Below are 16,869 nucleotides of genomic sequence, written 5' to 3' on the forward strand. Positions count from 1 at the left end.
TTTTGTTACTTTGGCAACTTATTTCAATGTATAAAAAAGGTATCTCCACCAGACATAATCTATGGACTAGTGCCGAATTTCACCAAACTTAAATTAAAGTGAATTATATGGCACAAACACACTAAATTGTCATAATCTCCTACAAACGATCCAAAAAGACTAGTCTCAGGATTATTCAAGAGGGGTTAGAAATGAGTCTCGATTGTTGCGGGTACAACGATCTCCATCAATTAGCCGTCTATTTCCCAAGAATTGTAACGATCGGCATAATAGCGGAGTAATCGATCGACCCGAATTTTATCCAGATCTGTCAGTCGATCGGCACCCGTAATTTCTAGACCGCCTAACTGACTCTCTGTATAGCTAAATACCCTATCGATCGGCTCTAAAAAAGTTACTGTTATTCCCTCAATTTGCTGCAAGTGAGCGGCTACCTCTCGGTATACAGCCAGAGGCATTTGGTGGTTGGAGATTGTGAATGTTGGCATGGGTGTGGGGTGTGGGGTGTGGGGTGTGGGGTGTGGGGGCGTGGGGGTGTGGGGGTGTGGGGGTGTTTCTTACTCCCCTACACCCTTTACGGTGGTACAGCCTACCCCCTTACTCCCCTACTCTCTACCCTCTATTTCAACAACACCTGCGCGGCAGCAGCAACACCAGCACCAGGTGTAAACCCAGTATGACCGAGTTCTAATAAGGTGGCTTCGAGGGCTGCCAGGGCGGTGAGGATATCGCGATCGCAAACGAAGCCTAAATGACCGATTCTAAAGATTTTACCTTTGAGGTCATCCTGACCGCCAGCTAGGACAATATCAAATTTCTTTTTCATCACACTGCGAATCTGCTCCGCTGCTACTGAGGAAACAGCCGTAATTGCGGGGCTACCATGTCCTTCAGGCGCGTAGAGAGTCAACCCCATCGCCGTAACTGCGGCGCGGGAGGCGTGCATATGCCGCTGGTGACGTGCGAAAATGTTTTCTAGTCCTTCAGCCTTCATCATCGTTAAGGCAGCTTGGAGAGCGAAAATCAGGTTAACTGGAGGTGTAAATGGAGTGGTGTTTTTAGCTGCACCTTTGCTATATTTGCCCAAGTCCATGTAGTAGCGAGGTAATTTAGCTACTTTATAAGCTTCCCATGCCTTGGGGCTAACGGTAACGAAACCTAAACCAGGCGGAATCATAAAGCCTTTCTGGGAACCAGAACAAACGACATCTAAACCCCAACTATCGATCGGCACATTTACTGCACCCATACTAGTCACGGCATCGACGATAATTAGGGCACCATGTGCTTTAACATGTGTAGAAATAGTTTCGAGGTCATTAATGACTCCAGTAGAAGTCTCACTATGAGTGACGATGACACCTTTAATTGCTTTAGCCGTATCGGCATCTAAAGCCGACTTTACCCCATTTGGATCGATCGGTTGACCCCAGGGTGCAGTTACTTCTACAACATCTAGGGCGAATGCGTTAGCAACTTCCGCCCAACGTTCGCCAAACTTACCATTATGAACGACTAAGACTCGATCGCCAGGACTGAAGAAATTAATAATCCCTGCTTCCATTGCGCCCGTACCGGAAACAGTCAACATCAGTACATCATGCTCAGTTTGGTGCAACCACTTGAGATTAGCCGTGACATCTGCCATAATTTGACTAAACTCACCACTCCGATGGCCGATCGGGTGTTTGGCTAGAGCTAATAAAACATTCTCTGGCACTGGTGTAGGCCCAGGAATCATCAACATTAATTTGTTTTCCACGATCTTTAAATCCCGTTTAAAATAATAGTCAAACTTACGAGCTAGACTCAATCCGCTATTCCAGATGCAAAGTCTAACTCAATTTGCAGAACGTCAATTCTAGCTCAAGACCAGCCAATGCCGCTAGGGGTGTGGTTCACGATCGGCAATTTGGACGAGCCTCAGTAATTAAATTTTGGCGTTCGGGATTGGGCAAGAGGAACGCTAATTTTTATCAGAAGTACAGAATAACGCCTAAATCTCCTAACCCCCATTCCCTCGCTCCAAGTACTTCAAACCAGTTAGGATCGAGATTGTCATCACAGTTGCCACGATCGCCAATTTCCACAACCCACAGCCAGCGATGACTCCAATCGCCGCAGTTACCCAGATCGAAGCCGCCGAAGTTAAACCTGTCACTCGAATCGGTGTATCTTGATGAGCAGATGTCGCTGTATGGAGGATTTCCCCAGCACCCAAAAATCCTACACCAGCAGCAATTCCTTGGACAATTCGACCTAGACTATCAATATCTGTGCGATTCTCATACTGAGAGGCTGTGCCAATGACTAAAGCTATGGGCACAATGGTAAAGAGTGCCGCTCCCAAACTAACTAGCATATGGGTTCTCAGTCCGCCAGCCTTGTGGTGAATGTATCGATCTAAACCAATCGATCCACCAGCAACAATTGCTATACTCAATCGGATAGTGAGATCGAGCAAATTGCTGTCGCTCAGAATAGGTGTATCCATAGGGTCTGTTTTGAGGATATCATGGCATCATGTTAATGGTATATAGTAGTAACCTTTGATCACAAAAAAATGTTATGACAAATAATCTTATTCCTTATGATTGTGGTGACGACGATGTTATTGCCTTTGGTGAGGCAATGTTTCGTTCTGGTAAGCTAAAAAAGGCGATCGGGCAATCTTTTGATGGTTCGGTTGGTAGAGCGATCGATCAGAAACTACGACAGCATGGTTTAGAGATTCCGATTCGGATGATCGGTTCGACACGTTTAGCAAACGAACATTGTCAATGGTTCGATGAAGGTATTAGTTGTGAAATTCTCGATCTTGCTACCCGTCGTTGGTGTAAAGGTAAAGTTCGGGTGAAAGTTGCTGTTGAATTTTATGTAGAAGATCCAGAAGAAAAAATGTTATTACCAGGCGATTCAACAATCCGCGACCGCAATTCGCCACCAGCATCGCTCCGCGAACGGGAAGATCCATCCGCTGATGAGTATGTCAATAGTGAATATGTATTCACTGGTATTCATCATAACGGTCAATAGATTTTATCAATTATGAATTATGAGTTATAGATATCTACGGTAGATCGATCGATATAATTAAATATAAAATCTTTCACAATATCAACACTCAAGTTCTACTAAGAATTTGGGTGTTTTGCGTTGAGAAGACAATTACGATCGACGATACATTCCCTCTTATTTTAATACATACACGATCGCCTGATAATAAGGCTGATATTTAACATCGTTATCTGTGCAACTATAATAATGAATCAACTTATCGATCTCATCATCAGACAGTGGTAGCTCTAATTCTGGATCGTCATAGATACTCCCGATCGCACCTTTTCTTAATCCTTGCAACTTATCAATATTTAATCTCATTTTCTCGATTGTTTCTGCTGCGGCGGCTACTTTTCCACTCTGCGAGTTGGTAAAATTTCGCCAATGTCTGTATATTCAAAAAAGTCCTGGAGTCGATCGATCTCAAACAAATGACTTATGCAAGATATTTATCCGAGATCGTTAGTCGAGAATTAATACCATCAAATTCAATACAATACTACATTATAGATCTGCGGCTAAATTAGAACAGGAAATAACGCTGCGCCATTGGTAAAACAGTCGCAGGTTCACAGGTAAGTAACTCCCCATCCGCTCTCACTTCATAAGTTTCAGGATTAACTTCCATCCGTGGCAATGCGTCATTCAACTTCATATCCCGCTTACTCACATTCCGAGTCCCCGATACAACTAAAGCCTGTTTTTTCAATTGTAATTGGTCTGGTAAATACCGCTCCATTGCAATCTGGGAAATAAAGGTAAACGCAGTATTAGTTCTCGCACTACCATAACTCCCAAACATCGGTCGTATATGTACTGGTTGAGGTGTGGGAATACTAGCATTGGCATCGCCCATTTGTGCCCAGGCAATCATTCCACCCTTAATTACGGTTTCTGGTTTGACTCCAAAAAAGGCAGGTTTCCATAATACTAAATCAGCAATTTTACCAGACTCGATCGATCCCACATAGTTACTAATCCCGTGGGTAATCGCCGGATTGATTGTGTATTTAGAAATATAGCGTTTTGCTCGCAAATTATCCGCAGGTTGACGATCGTTTGGTAAACCACCCCGTTGGACTTTCATTTTATGGGCAGTTTGCCAAGTCCGAATAATTGATTCGCCAATTCTCCCCATCGCTTGAGAGTCGGAAGAAATCATACTAAATGCGCCCAAATCGTGGAGAATATCTTCAGCCGCGATCGTTTCTCTGCGAATTCTGGACTCGGCAAAAGCGACATCTTCAGGGATACTCGGACTCAAATGGTGACACACCATTAACATATCCAAATGTTCGTCGAGGGTATTTAAAGTATACGGACGAGTCGGATTAGTAGAAGAGGGTAATACATTTGCTTCCCCACAGACTTTGATAATATCTGGCGCATGTCCACCGCCTGCACCTTCGGTATGGTAAGTGTGAATTGTCCGCCCTTTAAACGCCGCAATTGTTGTCTCCACAAACCCCGCTTCATTGAGCGTATCCGAGTGAATCGCTACCTGAACATCATACTCATCCGCCACATTCAAACAATTATCGATCGCGGCGGGAGTAGTTCCCCAATCTTCATGCAATTTTAACCCGATTGCGCCTGCTTCTATCTGTTCGACCAAACCTTGAGGCTGACTGCTATTTCCCTTCCCCAATAAACCGATATTCATCGGAAAGGCATCCGCCGCCTGTAGCATCCTGTACATATTCCACACCCCAGGCGTACACGTCGTTGCACTCGTTCCGGCTGCTGGTCCAGTACCACCACCAATCATCGTTGTAATCCCCGACGCGATCGCTACATCAATCTGTTGCGGGCAGATAAAATGAATGTGGGTATCAATCCCCCCCGCTGTCAAAATCGACCCCTCCCCAGCGATAATTTCGGTACCTGGGCCGATAATAATATCAACATTATCTTGAATATAGGGATTCCCTGCCTTGCCTACTTTGTAAATTTTCCCATCCTTAATCCCCACATCTGCCTTAATAATTCCCCACCAATCCAGAATCACCGCATTGGTAATTACCAAATCCACCGCACCATCGGCGTTAGAAATCGGCGACTGTCCCATCCCATCCCGAATTACCTTTCCGCCACCAAATTTTACCTCATCCCCATAGGTCGTCAAATCTCGCTCGATTTCGATGAATAACTCTGTATCCGCAAGCCGGACTCGATCGCCTGTAGTGGGACCGTATGTCTGAGCGTAAGCACGGCGATCCATTCTATAACTCATATTCAGTCTGGGGAAGAGGTTGGATGATTATCTGGATTTTACTCGGATGACGTATTGTCTGCTCGGTATTATGCTGAGTTTGTTTGATACAGGCTATCGGTGCATCGTTAATTTTCAGTTTGAGCGAGACGACGAATATTTAGCACGTCGCTCATCTGTTTGATTTGAGCAAAACATCGTTCTAATTGGATCTTATCACTAACCTCGATCGACAGATCGATGATTGCGGGTTTAGCATAATGAGTGATTACGTTAGCCGATCGCACGTTAATTTTATTATCGGTCAAACGGGACAAGACATCCTTGAGTACGCCGACTCGATCGAGTACTTCCAATTGGACGCTGACGGGATAGGTACGTGGTTTCTCTTTGGTGACTTGGGTGTTCCAGCTTACAGGTAATAAGCGATTTCCATCCATCTGTTCGACATTTACGCAGCCTTGGCGGTGAATCGAAATCCCACTATTGCGCGTGACTAAACCGATAATTGGTTCGCCTGGAATCGGGCTACAACAACCCGCCAAATGATGTAACAGTCCCTCGATGCCTAGGATTGGGAAGTCGCTATTTTGGGGAGAATTTTGTTTGGGTGCGGTTGTTGGCGGTAGTTCGAGGGTGGGGGTTTGACGATCTTTAACCATCTCGCGGAGACGATTGACGACCATTTTCTGGGTGATTTCGCCATAGCCCAAACCTGCGAGTAAATCCTCGACGGTGACATAGTTACAGCGTTGGGCGACTGCGAGCATCGGTTCGGATTTTAACAGGGATTCTAGCCCATTTTTGCCCAGTTCTCGCTCTAAAAGTTCGCGCCCTCTAGCCACATTTTCATCTCGATTGGATTTCTTGTACCATTGAGTAATTCGGTTGCGTGCGCCAGGGCTGACGACGAAGTTCAACCAATCTAGGCTGGGATGACTATTCTCGCGGGTAATAACTTCGACAATATCGCCATTTAGCAGGGTCCGAGAAAGGGGGACAATTCGATCGTTGACCTTGGCTCCAGCACAGTGGTTGCCGACTTCGGTATGAATCCGGTAGGCGAAATCGACAGCGGTAGAACCTTGGCGGAGGGAGACGACTTCGCCTTTAGGGGTGAAGACGTAGACATCGCGTTCGAGTAAGTGATCTTTGAGACGATCGTCAAATTCGATCGCATCTTTGACATCATTTTGCCATTCTAATAGTTGTCGCAACCAGGCGAACTTTTCATCGACTTCGGTGCGTCTAGTCGTTGTGGTTGCTTTATTCGTTTCGGGTTTTGCTACATCCGATTTAGCTGTTTCTTTGTATTTCCAATGAGCGGCGATTCCGTATTCAGCAACATTATGCATTTCTAGCGTGCGGATCTGGACTTCTAATGGTGTCCCTGTGAATCCGACGACGGTGGTATGTAGAGATTGGTAGCGGTTGTTTTTTGGCAGTCCGATATAATCTTTAAACCTGCCAGGAATGGGCTTAAATACATCGTGAATTTCGGCTAGTGCTAAATAGCACTCGTGATTTGATTCAACGATAATGCGGATAGCGGTAAGATCGTAAATCTCGCTAAATTCTTTTTTCTGATACCGCATCTTTTGATAGATACTGTAGAGATGTTTTGGTCTACCGCTGATATCTACATATTTAATGTTCGCTCGATCGAGTCGATGCCGAATCATCTCGGTTACGTTGGCAATCCTTGCCTCGCGTGCTGTTCGCTTCTCGGCGACTAAATCTTGGATGCGCCGATAATCTTCAGCTTCGATATATTTGAACGAGAGATCTTCTAATTCCCACTTAATTCGACCCAAGCCTAATCTATCTGCTAAAGGTGCAAAAATATCGCGCGTTTCTTGGGAAATTGCTTGCTGTCGTTCGATTCGTAAATGATCGAGAGTACGCATATTATGCACTCGATCTGCTAACTTAACGACGATCACTCGAATATCCTGCGCCATCGCGACAAACATGCGGCGGAAATTCTCCGCTTGTTGCTCCTTCTTACTAGAAAATTCAAACTTAGAAAGCTTCGTCACTCCTTCAACTAAATGCGCCGTTTCCGAACCAAATCTCGACTCAATCTCATCGATCGTAATGTCCGTATCTTCCACAATATCATGTAAAAAACCTGCCGCAATCATCGCCGAGCCGCCACCTAAATCTCGCAGCAATCCGGCGACGGCGACAGGATGACAAATATACGGTTCTCCCGACTTCCGTTTTTGTTCGCCATGTAGATCGTAGGCAAATTGAAAGGCATTCTTAATTAATTGTTTATCTAGATCGATCGCCAGATCTGGATTTTTCTCTCCATCCAAACACTGTTGCAACCAATCGGGAATATCGCAATCGTATGTCAAAATACTACTATCGTTAGCTAGAACAGGTTCAGCGATTTTAGCAACATCTTCAATATCGTTAGCAGAAATAGAGATGGGAGTAGTCATGGCGAAGAGAATAGGGTAGATAATACCAAATGACTTTAAATAGAGATAATTCGAGCAGATGTAGCGATCGATAGATAGAAGTGTAAAATTATTTACAGATATACATTCTATTCTAACCAAGTTAGTTATGTTGCCAACCGAACAGATTTTAATGTGGCAACAATTATTTAGTCTGCTCTCTAACTTGCCCGCCGACTCTATTCCTGACTTAAAAACCAGTCTCAGTCAGGCGGTCGAGTTTTTCGAGCATGAGATCCTCAACCAAGATCTCGATCGCCTTCCCGATCCCATCGCTGGTAAAATGCGATCGTATTTAACCGAAAGCCATCGGCTATTACGATTACTCCCGATCGATCTAATGTTTATCGCCGCTGCTCGTAATCCCACGACCAGCCACCAACGCCGTCAAGCCTATCAAGATAAACTAACTCTACTCCTTCAATATTGCCAAGCTGTCACAAGCAATTCATAATTCTAATTACTAATTCAAAGCCCAAAGCCTAAAGCCCAAAGCCTAAAGCCTAAAATGGATTGTCCTAAATGTAAGTCTGAGCTGGTAAATGGGATTCTCAGCGATATGCTATTGACAAAACACTGTCAAGAGTGCGCGGGTGAATGGATTTCTAGACGTAATTATCAGAGCTGGAGATCCGAACGCCCAGATATTGCAATAAACCCCGATGTTGTCAGTCAAAATTATCATCTCCCCTATACTCCTAGTCCACTCGATGCAAAAACAGCTCCCTGCCCAGAATGTGGGCGGATTATGGCGAGAGGAAAGATCTCGCTCAAACAACCATTTTATCTCGAACATTGTCTCACCTGTGGCGGCATCTGGTGCGATCGAGGCGAATGGGCGGTACTCGAACAATTAAAGCTCGACACGAATATCGCCCAAATCTTCTCTGGCGTTTGGCAAGCTCAGGTTCGCTCCAGCCATCTAAATGAACTCGAACGTCAATCCGTAATCGATAAAATCGGTGTCGAAATGGCACAACGAGTTTTCGAGCTAGCCGATCTTCTCTCTAAACACCCTAATGGTGATTTCGCTGCCGCTTATTTGATGCGCCGATTTCAACGAGATCGTGAGTAGGGGATAGGGAAGGGTGGGAGTGGGGGAGTAAGGGAGTAGGGGAGTAACGGAGTAAGAAACCCCCCAACACCCCAACCCCATGCCTCCACTACTAAGCGTCCAAAACCTCTGGGTAACATATCCCCAAGCAGAATCGAGTCAGCAATTGGTAAATGCGATTGAGGATGTATCCTTTACATTGGCTGCGGGCGAAAAAATCGGCTTTGTTGGGGAATCAGGCTGTGGTAAATCTACCCTAGGTAAGGCAATAATGCGCTTGCTGCCCACCAATTCTCGGATTGAGGGTGAAATCTTATTTGAGGGACGATCCGTCCCTCAGATGGATGCTGAAGCCATTCGCAGATTTCGGGGCGAAGTTGTGGGATTAATCTTTCAAGATCCGATGACACGATTAGATCCGCTAATGAGCATCGGCAATCACTGTCTGGAAACACTCCAAGCGCATGAACCAAATCTGACCAAACAACAAGCCAAACAACGCGCTCTAGCCACCCTAGCAGCCGTCAAAATCCCTGAAGAGCGGTGGAACCAGTATCCCCACGAATTCAGCGGTGGAATGCGCCAGCGGGTGGCGATCGCGTTAGCTTTGCTATTAAACCCTAAGCTGATTATTGCCGACGAACCGACGACGAGTTTAGATGTGCGAGTATCGGCGGAAATACTGCGAGAATTGATGCGGTTGTGTGAAGAACGTCAAATGGGATTATTGTTGATTTCTCACGATCTTGCCACGATCGCGACTTATTGCGATCGCATTGTCGTGATGAATAAAGGACGCAAGGAAGAAGAAGGAAGTGTCGAACAGATTTTTGGCGATCCCCAAGCTGAATACACCAAAATATTACTGAAATCGGCTCTACACACCCAAAATGACAATCGAGTAGCAGATCTGACAGCCACAGCTCTAGCTGATAGGAAGCCAATTTTAACACTCGAAGGACTCCAGAAACATTACACGATCGAGACTAGTTTTCTCCAGCGATTGTTCACCAACGCCAAAACTGAAACGATTAAAGCTGTCGATAATATTCAGCTCGAACTCTATGAAGGGGAGATCTTTGGCTTAGTCGGCGAATCTGGCTGTGGTAAAAGCACACTCTCTCGCACGATCCTCCAGTTAATTCCTGCTACGGGCGGTACAGTTACATTTTGCGGTGAAGAACTCACCAAATTATCGCTCAAACAGATTCGCACTAAACGCCGAGAGATGCAGATGATCTTCCAAGATCCTAGCGCGTCGCTCAACCCGATGATGACCATTGGCGAAAGCATCGGCGATCCTCTGAATATCCATGAGATTAACGCCACCCCCTTCGAGACAAGAGCGCAAGTGCTAGCAATGCTAGAACGAGTGGGACTGACTCCAGCTTCAGAATACTTCGATAGATACCCCAACCAGCTCTCAGGCGGACAACAGCAGCGGGTAGGTATCGCTCGAGCGTTGATTACCAAACCCAAATTAGTAATTTGCGACGAACCAGTCAGCATGTTGGATGCTACCATTCAATCAGAAGTATTAGACCTGATGCTCGAACTCAAACGCGAAGATAATCTCACTTATCTATTTATCACTCACGATCTATGGCTGGCTAAATTTTTATGCGATCGAATTGCCGTAATGAATCAAGGTAAAATCGTCGAAATGGGCGAAACCCGAGAAATTTTTAGCAATCCTCAGCAACCATACACTCAAGAGCTACTCGCCGCCGCTCCCCTCTTGACAAGACAAGGATAAAGTCATATTCACTATTTACTATCCCCTAATTTAAATATCCTGACAGAAATTCTATCCCAATGCATGTTAATATTACTCGCGATATGGATTCTCGTTGGGAGATGCTTGGCGATCTAATAAATATTAACGGTCGATCGTGTATTTTAAGAGTTAATAAAAATTGGGGTGCAAAACATGAATGTCTGGAATCTCGGTGCAGGTATTGCCAGTATTGCGTCACTGATTTTTCACCTTAGTGGTAAAGGTTCTCGTCTACGGCAATTTACATTACCTACAACCACCGCATTAGTGGGATTTACGATCGGTAAAAATCAGGCAGATCTCGAACAGACAGCCAGCCTATTTTTGCAAGATCCACACTTATTGCTGATGTTAGTAGTGATGATGTTATTATTTGGGTTGACAATGTATTTAGTTGAATTAACTAAGCCAGACGCTAAAATATCTCTGATATTTTTAGTTTTCTTATCAACTATTGCGATACCGCAACTGATCAAAAGCTACAATGATATTGCTCCAATGGTTGCTACCCCAGACTATCTCGCTTTAGCAAGAGTCAAGGAAAGCGATGGCAATACTGAAGATGCGATCGAGTATTTAAAAATCTACAGCAGACGAATCGATCGAGTCGAGCTGAAAAAACAAGTTAATGAAAAAATTGCTAATCTTCGCAAACAACAATTCAAGCGAGAATCTACTGCGAAGATTAAAAATAAAGATAATTAGATATTGAAGAATTGATAATTGATAATTAACAAATTAAATACTTGGTGGTAAACATTGGATGAACGAGATAAGATTGAGGATAAAAAATACTAGATCTCATGTCTCGATCGTTTATCTTCTTGCTGCTGTAATTGGGTCGATCTTAATTGGGTGTGAAAGTATCAATAGTTCTAGTAAGCAGCAATCTACCCAAAGTGCAAATACCATGACCAAAGAGGCTCCAGTCGATCGTGTAGCATCTTCACAAAAGCATCAACCCAAATCCAAACCCAAAATTGATACCGCTCGCGGAAATATTCCTGCCACCAGCAACCAGTCTGCAAGTACTGGTGAGGTAGTGGGTATTCAGCAAGGTATGCCATATAAAGAAGCCCGAAAAATTTTACTTCGACAAGGTTGGCAAGCAAATTTACCTGTTAGTAACGGTCAATTACCAAATCTTGAAAATGCTGCAATTAAGGCAGCCTTTGAGTTAGGATTTGAGGAAATTAAAGATTGTTCGGGAACTGGATTAGGACTGTGTAGATTTGAGTTTATCAATTATAAAGGAGAACAGTTAGTTGTCTCAGCAACAAGGGCAAGATCTGACAAAGGAAAACTGACAGTTTGGCGTTGGTTTCTTGAGGAAAATTCAGATCCTACACCAACAGAACCAGCATCAACTAAGATTCCAGATGGTCGTTATTGGCTGGGTGCAACCGATCAAGGTTTGGAAGTTTCAGGCGATCGATATCGATACGATACTGAAGGTGGAGAACAGGCGTGGCAAGAAGTTTCTAAGTTAAAATACGTCAACAATGGCGTTATTTATGATGGGAAAAATTATTGGTGTTTATCTACACTCGCACCAAATCCCGTCACCGGATGTTCTGCGGCTGGATGGAGTCGCTGAGATCGATAAAAGTTTGTGAAACATCATTTTTGGGTACTTTAGAGAGAGACTGTACCTACACGATCGATTATTGTGGAATTTGGACTTATCCCAACTGAATTAGTTATTGCCCATCCTGAATCCGAGCGCGAGACACATTATCAGATTGTCGGGATATTGGGTGAAGGGGGTAGCAGTAAGACTTATCAGGCTCAGATTGTTGGTACCGAAACATCGGTAGCCCTCAAACAATTATCCCTCAAACAGATGGATGACTGGAAATCGATCGATCTATTCGAGCGGGAGGCGAAAACACTCTCCCAATTAAACCACCCAGGGATTCCCAAATATATCGACTATTTTACGATTCTCTTCCAGAGAGGCTACGCCAACGATACGCCCATCGATCGCCACTTTTATATCGTCCAAGCACTCGCTCCTGGTAGAACTCTCAGTGATTGGAGCGAGTCGGGTGTGCGGCACACAGAAGCCGAGATCGCAGATATCGCCAGCCAAATCCTCGCAGTTCTCAGCTATCTCCAAAACCTCACACCGCCAGTCATTCACAGGGATATCAAACCTAGTAATATTCTCCGCACCGCCGACGGACAAATTTCCCTCGTTGATTTCGGCGCAGTCCGCCAAGCCTATCACGATACCTTCCTGCATGGCAGCACAGTCGTCGGTACCTTCGGTTATATGGCTCCCGAACAATTTCGCGCTCAAGCCATGCCAGCGACCGATTTATACGGCTTAGGCGCGACAATCCTCAACCTGCTTACCCATCGCTCCCCCGCCGAATTCACCCAATCCAATCTCAAACTTAGCTTCCGCGACAAAATTCAAGTTTCCCCCGCCTTCACCGACTGGCTCGAACGAATGCTAGAACCCGATCCTATCGATCGATTTAACTCCGCCACCACCGCCCTCACCGCTCTAAAAAATCCTAAATCCCTCGCCCCCAAACTCCCCTGGCGCAAACTCGCCGCTGTTGGTGTCGCCGCAGCCATTAGTTTAGGAACCCTCGATTATTATAAATACTATTTCCTCAATCTGTGGGGATTTACGCCAATGGCGGCATTTACCGCCATCTGGAATGAGCATGATGTAAATAAGGTAAAATCTCTACTCGATCGAGGTGTCAATCCTAATGCTAAAGATACCAATGGTAGCAGTTTAATTCACTATGCTGTCACAAATAATCAAGTTGACATTGCTAAATTATTGATCGATCGCGGGGCTGATATTCACGCTCATTATGGCAAAGATGGACATACGGTTCTGCATTTAGCTGTTCTGCATCAAGATGGGGAAATGACCAAGTTATTACTCGATCGTAAATCCGATCCAAATGCCAGAGATAATTTCAAGTTTACGCCATTACACCTAGCTGTTTTGAGAAAAATTACTCCTTATCAACCATCGATCGAAAGTTATTATGGATTGGGTGGTAAAAGTACTGATGAAGCTCAAATATCATTAAAGTCAATTCAATATTTACTAGGGAATGGTGCAGATGTAAATGCAATGAGCGATCGAGAATCGCCATTGTCTCAATCATACTTAAAGGGTAAGCTTGGCTATCCGATCGCCGGATGGATATTTGGTACTCCTTTGAATAGTATTTCCCTGAAAGATTTTGGTGATAGAGCAATAGCATATCGAATAAAAACTGCCAGGAAAATACTAGTTGATGCTGGAGGAAAAGAATTAGTATGCAATGGCAACGGTCAAAATTGCTATATACAATCACTTGTAAAAAGTAAATCCACAACTTGTATTAGAAATACAAAAAAATGCAAAACAACTTTTCGCGATCCTTATTAAAAAACACTTACATCATTTAGTGAAAAAACTTATTGATTTTAATAGATTAAAAGATAATCATGATAAATGCTTTTGTTTCTAAAAATATCGTCAAACGATATCAACTTATCGATATCCTCGGGCGAGGAGGAGTCGGGATTACTTATCTATCGAGAGATCTCGAAACAGATCGCATCGTCGCAATTAAAGCATTATCATTAAAAAGAGCCAAAGACTGGAAAGCGATCGAACTATTCGATCGAGAAGCCAAAATCCTATCTCAATTAAATCATCCCGCGATTCCCCAGTACATCGATAGTTTTCAATTAGATACTGAGATTGATCGACAGTATTATATCGTCCAAACCTTGGCGGAGGGACAGTCTTTATTCGATGCAATTGAATCTGGTTGGACACCGACAATTAATGAAGTCAAAGATATTGCGGCTCAAGTTCTCGAAATCCTGACATATCTCCACACGCTCAATCCGCCAGTTATTCACAGGGATCTTAAACCTCAAAATCTGATTAGAAATGACGATGGGAAAATATATCTCGTCGATTTTGGTGCGGTGCAAGATACCTATTATACCGTCACAGGTGGCAGCACAGTCGTCGGCACTTATGGTTATATGGCTCCCGAACAATTTCGCGGACAAGCATATTTATCTACCGATTTATATGGGTTAGGAACTACCTTATTATATCTGCTAACTGGCACCGATCCAGGTGTATTACCACAAAAGAAATTAAAGATTGACTTTCACGATTTTGTTTCGCTCCCGTCAGACTTTGCCAATTGGATCGATCGATTATTAGAGCCAGAACCAAACCGCAGATTTAGGACAGCCGAATTAGCCTTAGATGTATTGGATGGTCGATCGAATTTACCAACTTTACCCGCCCAGCAGCCGCCGTACAGTAAAATTAAGATCGATCGATCTGAAGGATGTCTATCGATCGACATTCCCCCAATTGGTTTATCAACTCTTGCCAGTCGTCGATTGGGTTTATTAGTATTAGCCTGGAATGGGTTACTATTTATTATCCTCTTTTATTCACTCACCCTGAGCCTTTTTCTTGATCCTGCCAAGCAATTATTTTTTATTAGTTTCGGTCTAGTCGGATTGTCGCTGATGGTAAAATTCTTGTATGGATCGTTTTCGCGAGTTGTGATTTATTTCGATGCCGATCGGGAAGTCACTGTTACCAAGTATTTATTCAGCAACAAATATTCAAGCGTAAAATTGACAAATGTATCCGCTATAGTAAATTTTGCACTTACACCTTTTGCTCGTTCGATTCAAGTCCAAAGTAAAAGTCAGAAATGCTCGATCGCGCAGTTACTTACCCCAGCAGAAAATAACTGGCTCAAGAGTGAAATTATTAGCTTCATTGATTTTGAGACAGCCGCTCTAAAGTTAGGGTAGGGGCAATTCATGAATTGCCTCCACCCTAACTTCCAGGGATGCGAACAGGCTCCGCAAACAAAACAGAAAAACAACCCCCAGCTATTAGCCAGGGATTGCTTTTAACGGACTAAAAGGGCGAACGACGGGATTCGAACCCGCGAGTGGAGGCACCACAAACCTCTGCCATAACCACTAGGCGACGCTCGCCATAAATTAGCCGTGGAACTTAGTATAACATGACCAATTCAAATTAGTCTAGGGCTACAGTAAAATAATTCTGGTGTGTGAGTGGGTAACAGTATGGAACGGTGGCAAATAGTCTTACTAAGCATTTTGGCTGGATGTGGGCTGGGTGGGATGATGGCATTGAGTAATCCCGATCGATCTGCCTATGAAAATTATGCTGTGGAGCAAATCGCCAATCTCGCCAAAGACCAATGCGATCGCGCGCCAGCCGGATTGGGGATTTTGCTTCAGGGGCCTTGTCGTGCCGCGATCGAAGCCTACAAGCCCCAACTTCGACCCATCCTAGCGGCTACTACCAGTCGGCAAAACTGGATTTTTTTCAGTATCTATCGATCGGACATCTCAATTCCGGCGGCCAATTTGAATGCGCGGGTAGAATCGATCGGGATATTCGATCGCTTCTTTACTTATAAGACCCCTTAATTCTCGCTTATAATGATGAAGGCTCAAATCGAGTGCTAATCGAAACCATGCTGGAGAATTCAAATCAACCTGTTAGAATCGCGATCGTTGGTGATGTTCACGACCAATGGGAAGATGCCGATGAAATTGCACTTCGACATTTAGGTATAGATCTAGTATTATTCGTGGGTGACTTCGGCAATGAATCAGTCGAATTAGTGGGTCGGATTGCTGCCCTAGACTTGCCTAAAGCTGCGATTTTTGGCAATCATGATGCTTGGTATACCGCTAGCGATTGGGGCCGCAGTAAAAGCCCTTATGACCCGCTGGTAGAAGATCGCGTTCAGCAACAAACGAACTTACTCGGTACTAGTTGTATCGGTTATGGTAAATTAGATTTTCCGCAGTTTAATCTCTCTATTGTTGGTAGTCGTCCCTTTAGCTGGGGTGGCCCACAGTGGAAGTATAGTGATTTTTATGAGGCTAGATTTGGGATAGACAGTTTTGAAGCTTCCACTGGGCGAATTGTCGAGATGGCGGAGAATGCTACCTGCGAACATATCATTATCATCGGACACAATGGCCCGACGGGACTGGGTGAAGAGCCGGAATCTATCTGTGGTAAGGATTGGGGGGAACCAATGATTGGAATCGATTTCCCCTGCGCTTGGAGGATGGAAATTGCCTCTTCCAAGTCAGGATCGCCATAATCGCCACCAATCATTGGTTCCCCCCAATCCTTACCACAGATAGATTCCGGCTCTTCACCCAGTCCCGTCGGGCCATTGTGTCCGATGATAATGATATGTTCGCAGGTAGCATTCTCCGCCATCTCGACAATTCGCCCAGTGGAAGC

At 44.4% G+C, this 16,869-nt stretch carries 15 protein-coding genes, 1 tRNA gene and 1 pseudogene; 10 read left to right on the forward strand and 7 right to left on the reverse strand.

Translation table 11 applies throughout. The features are described from left to right. Nucleotides 1-230: 230 nt before the first annotated feature. The 3 genes from RMO55_RS12890 to RMO55_RS12900 form a co-directional block, all read right to left on the reverse strand. Complete coding sequence (locus tag RMO55_RS12890) at nucleotides 231-488, reverse strand: hypothetical protein (protein ID WP_310427087.1); 258 nt, start codon at nucleotides 486-488, stop codon at nucleotides 231-233. 131 nt (nucleotides 489-619) lie between these two features. Further along, nucleotides 620-1,762 carry an alanine--glyoxylate aminotransferase family protein gene (locus RMO55_RS12895; RefSeq protein ID WP_310427089.1) on the reverse strand — a complete coding sequence of 381 codons (1,143 nt, stop codon included), beginning with the start codon at nucleotides 1,760-1,762 and terminating at the stop codon, nucleotides 620-622. A 243-nt stretch (nucleotides 1,763-2,005) separates the two neighbouring features. After that, nucleotides 2,006-2,494 (reverse strand): MgtC/SapB family protein, encoded by a 489-nt coding sequence (locus tag RMO55_RS12900; RefSeq protein WP_310427090.1) that lies wholly within the window; start codon nucleotides 2,492-2,494, stop codon nucleotides 2,006-2,008. A gap of 74 nt (nucleotides 2,495-2,568) precedes the next feature. On the opposite strand from RMO55_RS12900, the gene RMO55_RS12905 reads away from it, so the two are divergent. Continuing rightward, complete coding sequence (locus tag RMO55_RS12905; protein ID WP_310427092.1) at nucleotides 2,569-3,036, forward strand: KGK domain-containing protein; 468 nt, start codon at nucleotides 2,569-2,571, stop codon at nucleotides 3,034-3,036. Nucleotides 3,037-3,192: 156 nt separating this feature from the next. Here RMO55_RS12905 and RMO55_RS12910 read toward each other — a convergent pair whose 3' ends face one another. The 3 genes from RMO55_RS12910 to RMO55_RS12920 all read right to left on the reverse strand — a co-directional run bounded on the left by RMO55_RS12910 (nucleotide 3,193) and on the right by RMO55_RS12920 (nucleotide 7,722). Beyond that, entirely contained in the window at nucleotides 3,193-3,381 is a 189-nt protein-coding gene (locus RMO55_RS12910; RefSeq protein ID WP_310427093.1) for a hypothetical protein, read from the reverse strand. Nucleotides 3,382-3,583: 202 nt separating this feature from the next. Continuing rightward, nucleotides 3,584-5,293: an urease subunit alpha gene (gene ureC / locus RMO55_RS12915; protein ID WP_310427095.1), complete on the reverse strand. Its 1,710-nt coding sequence runs from the start codon at nucleotides 5,291-5,293 to the stop codon at nucleotides 3,584-3,586. Between the two features lie 107 nt (nucleotides 5,294-5,400). After that, complete coding sequence (locus tag RMO55_RS12920; protein WP_310427096.1) at nucleotides 5,401-7,722, reverse strand: bifunctional (p)ppGpp synthetase/guanosine-3',5'-bis(diphosphate) 3'-pyrophosphohydrolase; 2,322 nt, start codon at nucleotides 7,720-7,722, stop codon at nucleotides 5,401-5,403. A 127-nt stretch (nucleotides 7,723-7,849) separates the two neighbouring features. On the opposite strand from RMO55_RS12920, the gene patD reads away from it, so the two are divergent. The 7 genes from patD (at nucleotide 7,850) to RMO55_RS12955 (ending at nucleotide 15,383) form a co-directional block, all read left to right on the forward strand. Continuing rightward, on the forward strand, nucleotides 7,850-8,194 hold the full coding sequence (gene patD, locus RMO55_RS12925; protein ID WP_310427098.1) for a heterocyst frequency control protein PatD: 345 nt from the start codon (nucleotides 7,850-7,852) through the stop codon (nucleotides 8,192-8,194). Between the two features lie 54 nt (nucleotides 8,195-8,248). Further along, nucleotides 8,249-8,815 carry a zf-TFIIB domain-containing protein gene (locus tag RMO55_RS12930; protein ID WP_310427099.1) on the forward strand — a complete coding sequence of 189 codons (567 nt, stop codon included), beginning with the start codon at nucleotides 8,249-8,251 and terminating at the stop codon, nucleotides 8,813-8,815. A gap of 79 nt (nucleotides 8,816-8,894) precedes the next feature. Further along, on the forward strand, nucleotides 8,895-10,550 hold the full coding sequence (locus tag RMO55_RS12935; RefSeq protein WP_310427100.1) for an ABC transporter ATP-binding protein: 1,656 nt from the start codon (nucleotides 8,895-8,897) through the stop codon (nucleotides 10,548-10,550). 174 nt (nucleotides 10,551-10,724) lie between these two features. Further along, complete coding sequence (locus RMO55_RS12940) at nucleotides 10,725-11,276, forward strand: hypothetical protein (protein WP_310427101.1); 552 nt, start codon at nucleotides 10,725-10,727, stop codon at nucleotides 11,274-11,276. Nucleotides 11,277-11,334: 58 nt separating this feature from the next. Next, nucleotides 11,335-12,168, forward strand: a complete 834-nt coding sequence (locus RMO55_RS12945; protein WP_310427103.1) for a hypothetical protein — start codon at nucleotides 11,335-11,337, stop codon at nucleotides 12,166-12,168. A gap of 72 nt (nucleotides 12,169-12,240) precedes the next feature. Further along, nucleotides 12,241-13,974: a protein kinase domain-containing protein gene (locus RMO55_RS12950; protein WP_310427105.1), complete on the forward strand. Its 1,734-nt coding sequence runs from the start codon at nucleotides 12,241-12,243 to the stop codon at nucleotides 13,972-13,974. A gap of 59 nt (nucleotides 13,975-14,033) precedes the next feature. Continuing rightward, nucleotides 14,034-15,383, forward strand: a complete 1,350-nt coding sequence (locus tag RMO55_RS12955) for a serine/threonine-protein kinase (RefSeq protein ID WP_310427106.1) — start codon at nucleotides 14,034-14,036, stop codon at nucleotides 15,381-15,383. Nucleotides 15,384-15,499: 116 nt separating this feature from the next. On the opposite strand, the gene RMO55_RS12960 is transcribed toward RMO55_RS12955, so the two are convergent. Then, nucleotides 15,500-15,572: transfer RNA gene (locus RMO55_RS12960), tRNA-His, on the reverse strand. Nucleotides 15,573-15,665: 93 nt separating this feature from the next. Here RMO55_RS12960 and RMO55_RS12965 point away from each other — a divergent pair. Continuing rightward, the gene (locus tag RMO55_RS12965; RefSeq protein WP_310427108.1) at nucleotides 15,666-16,034 is read left to right on the forward strand and encodes a DUF4359 domain-containing protein; all 369 of its coding nucleotides are present in this window, start codon (nucleotides 15,666-15,668) and stop codon (nucleotides 16,032-16,034) included. A 47-nt stretch (nucleotides 16,035-16,081) separates the two neighbouring features. Next, a pseudogene (locus RMO55_RS12970) lies at nucleotides 16,082-16,663 on the forward strand (TIGR04168 family protein); the annotation flags it as partial. Nucleotides 16,664-16,869: the final 206 nt, after the last annotated feature.

Source organism: Chamaesiphon sp. VAR_48_metabat_135_sub, assembly GCF_031418915.1.
Lineage (GTDB): Bacteria > Cyanobacteriota > Cyanobacteriia > Cyanobacteriales > Chamaesiphonaceae > Chamaesiphon.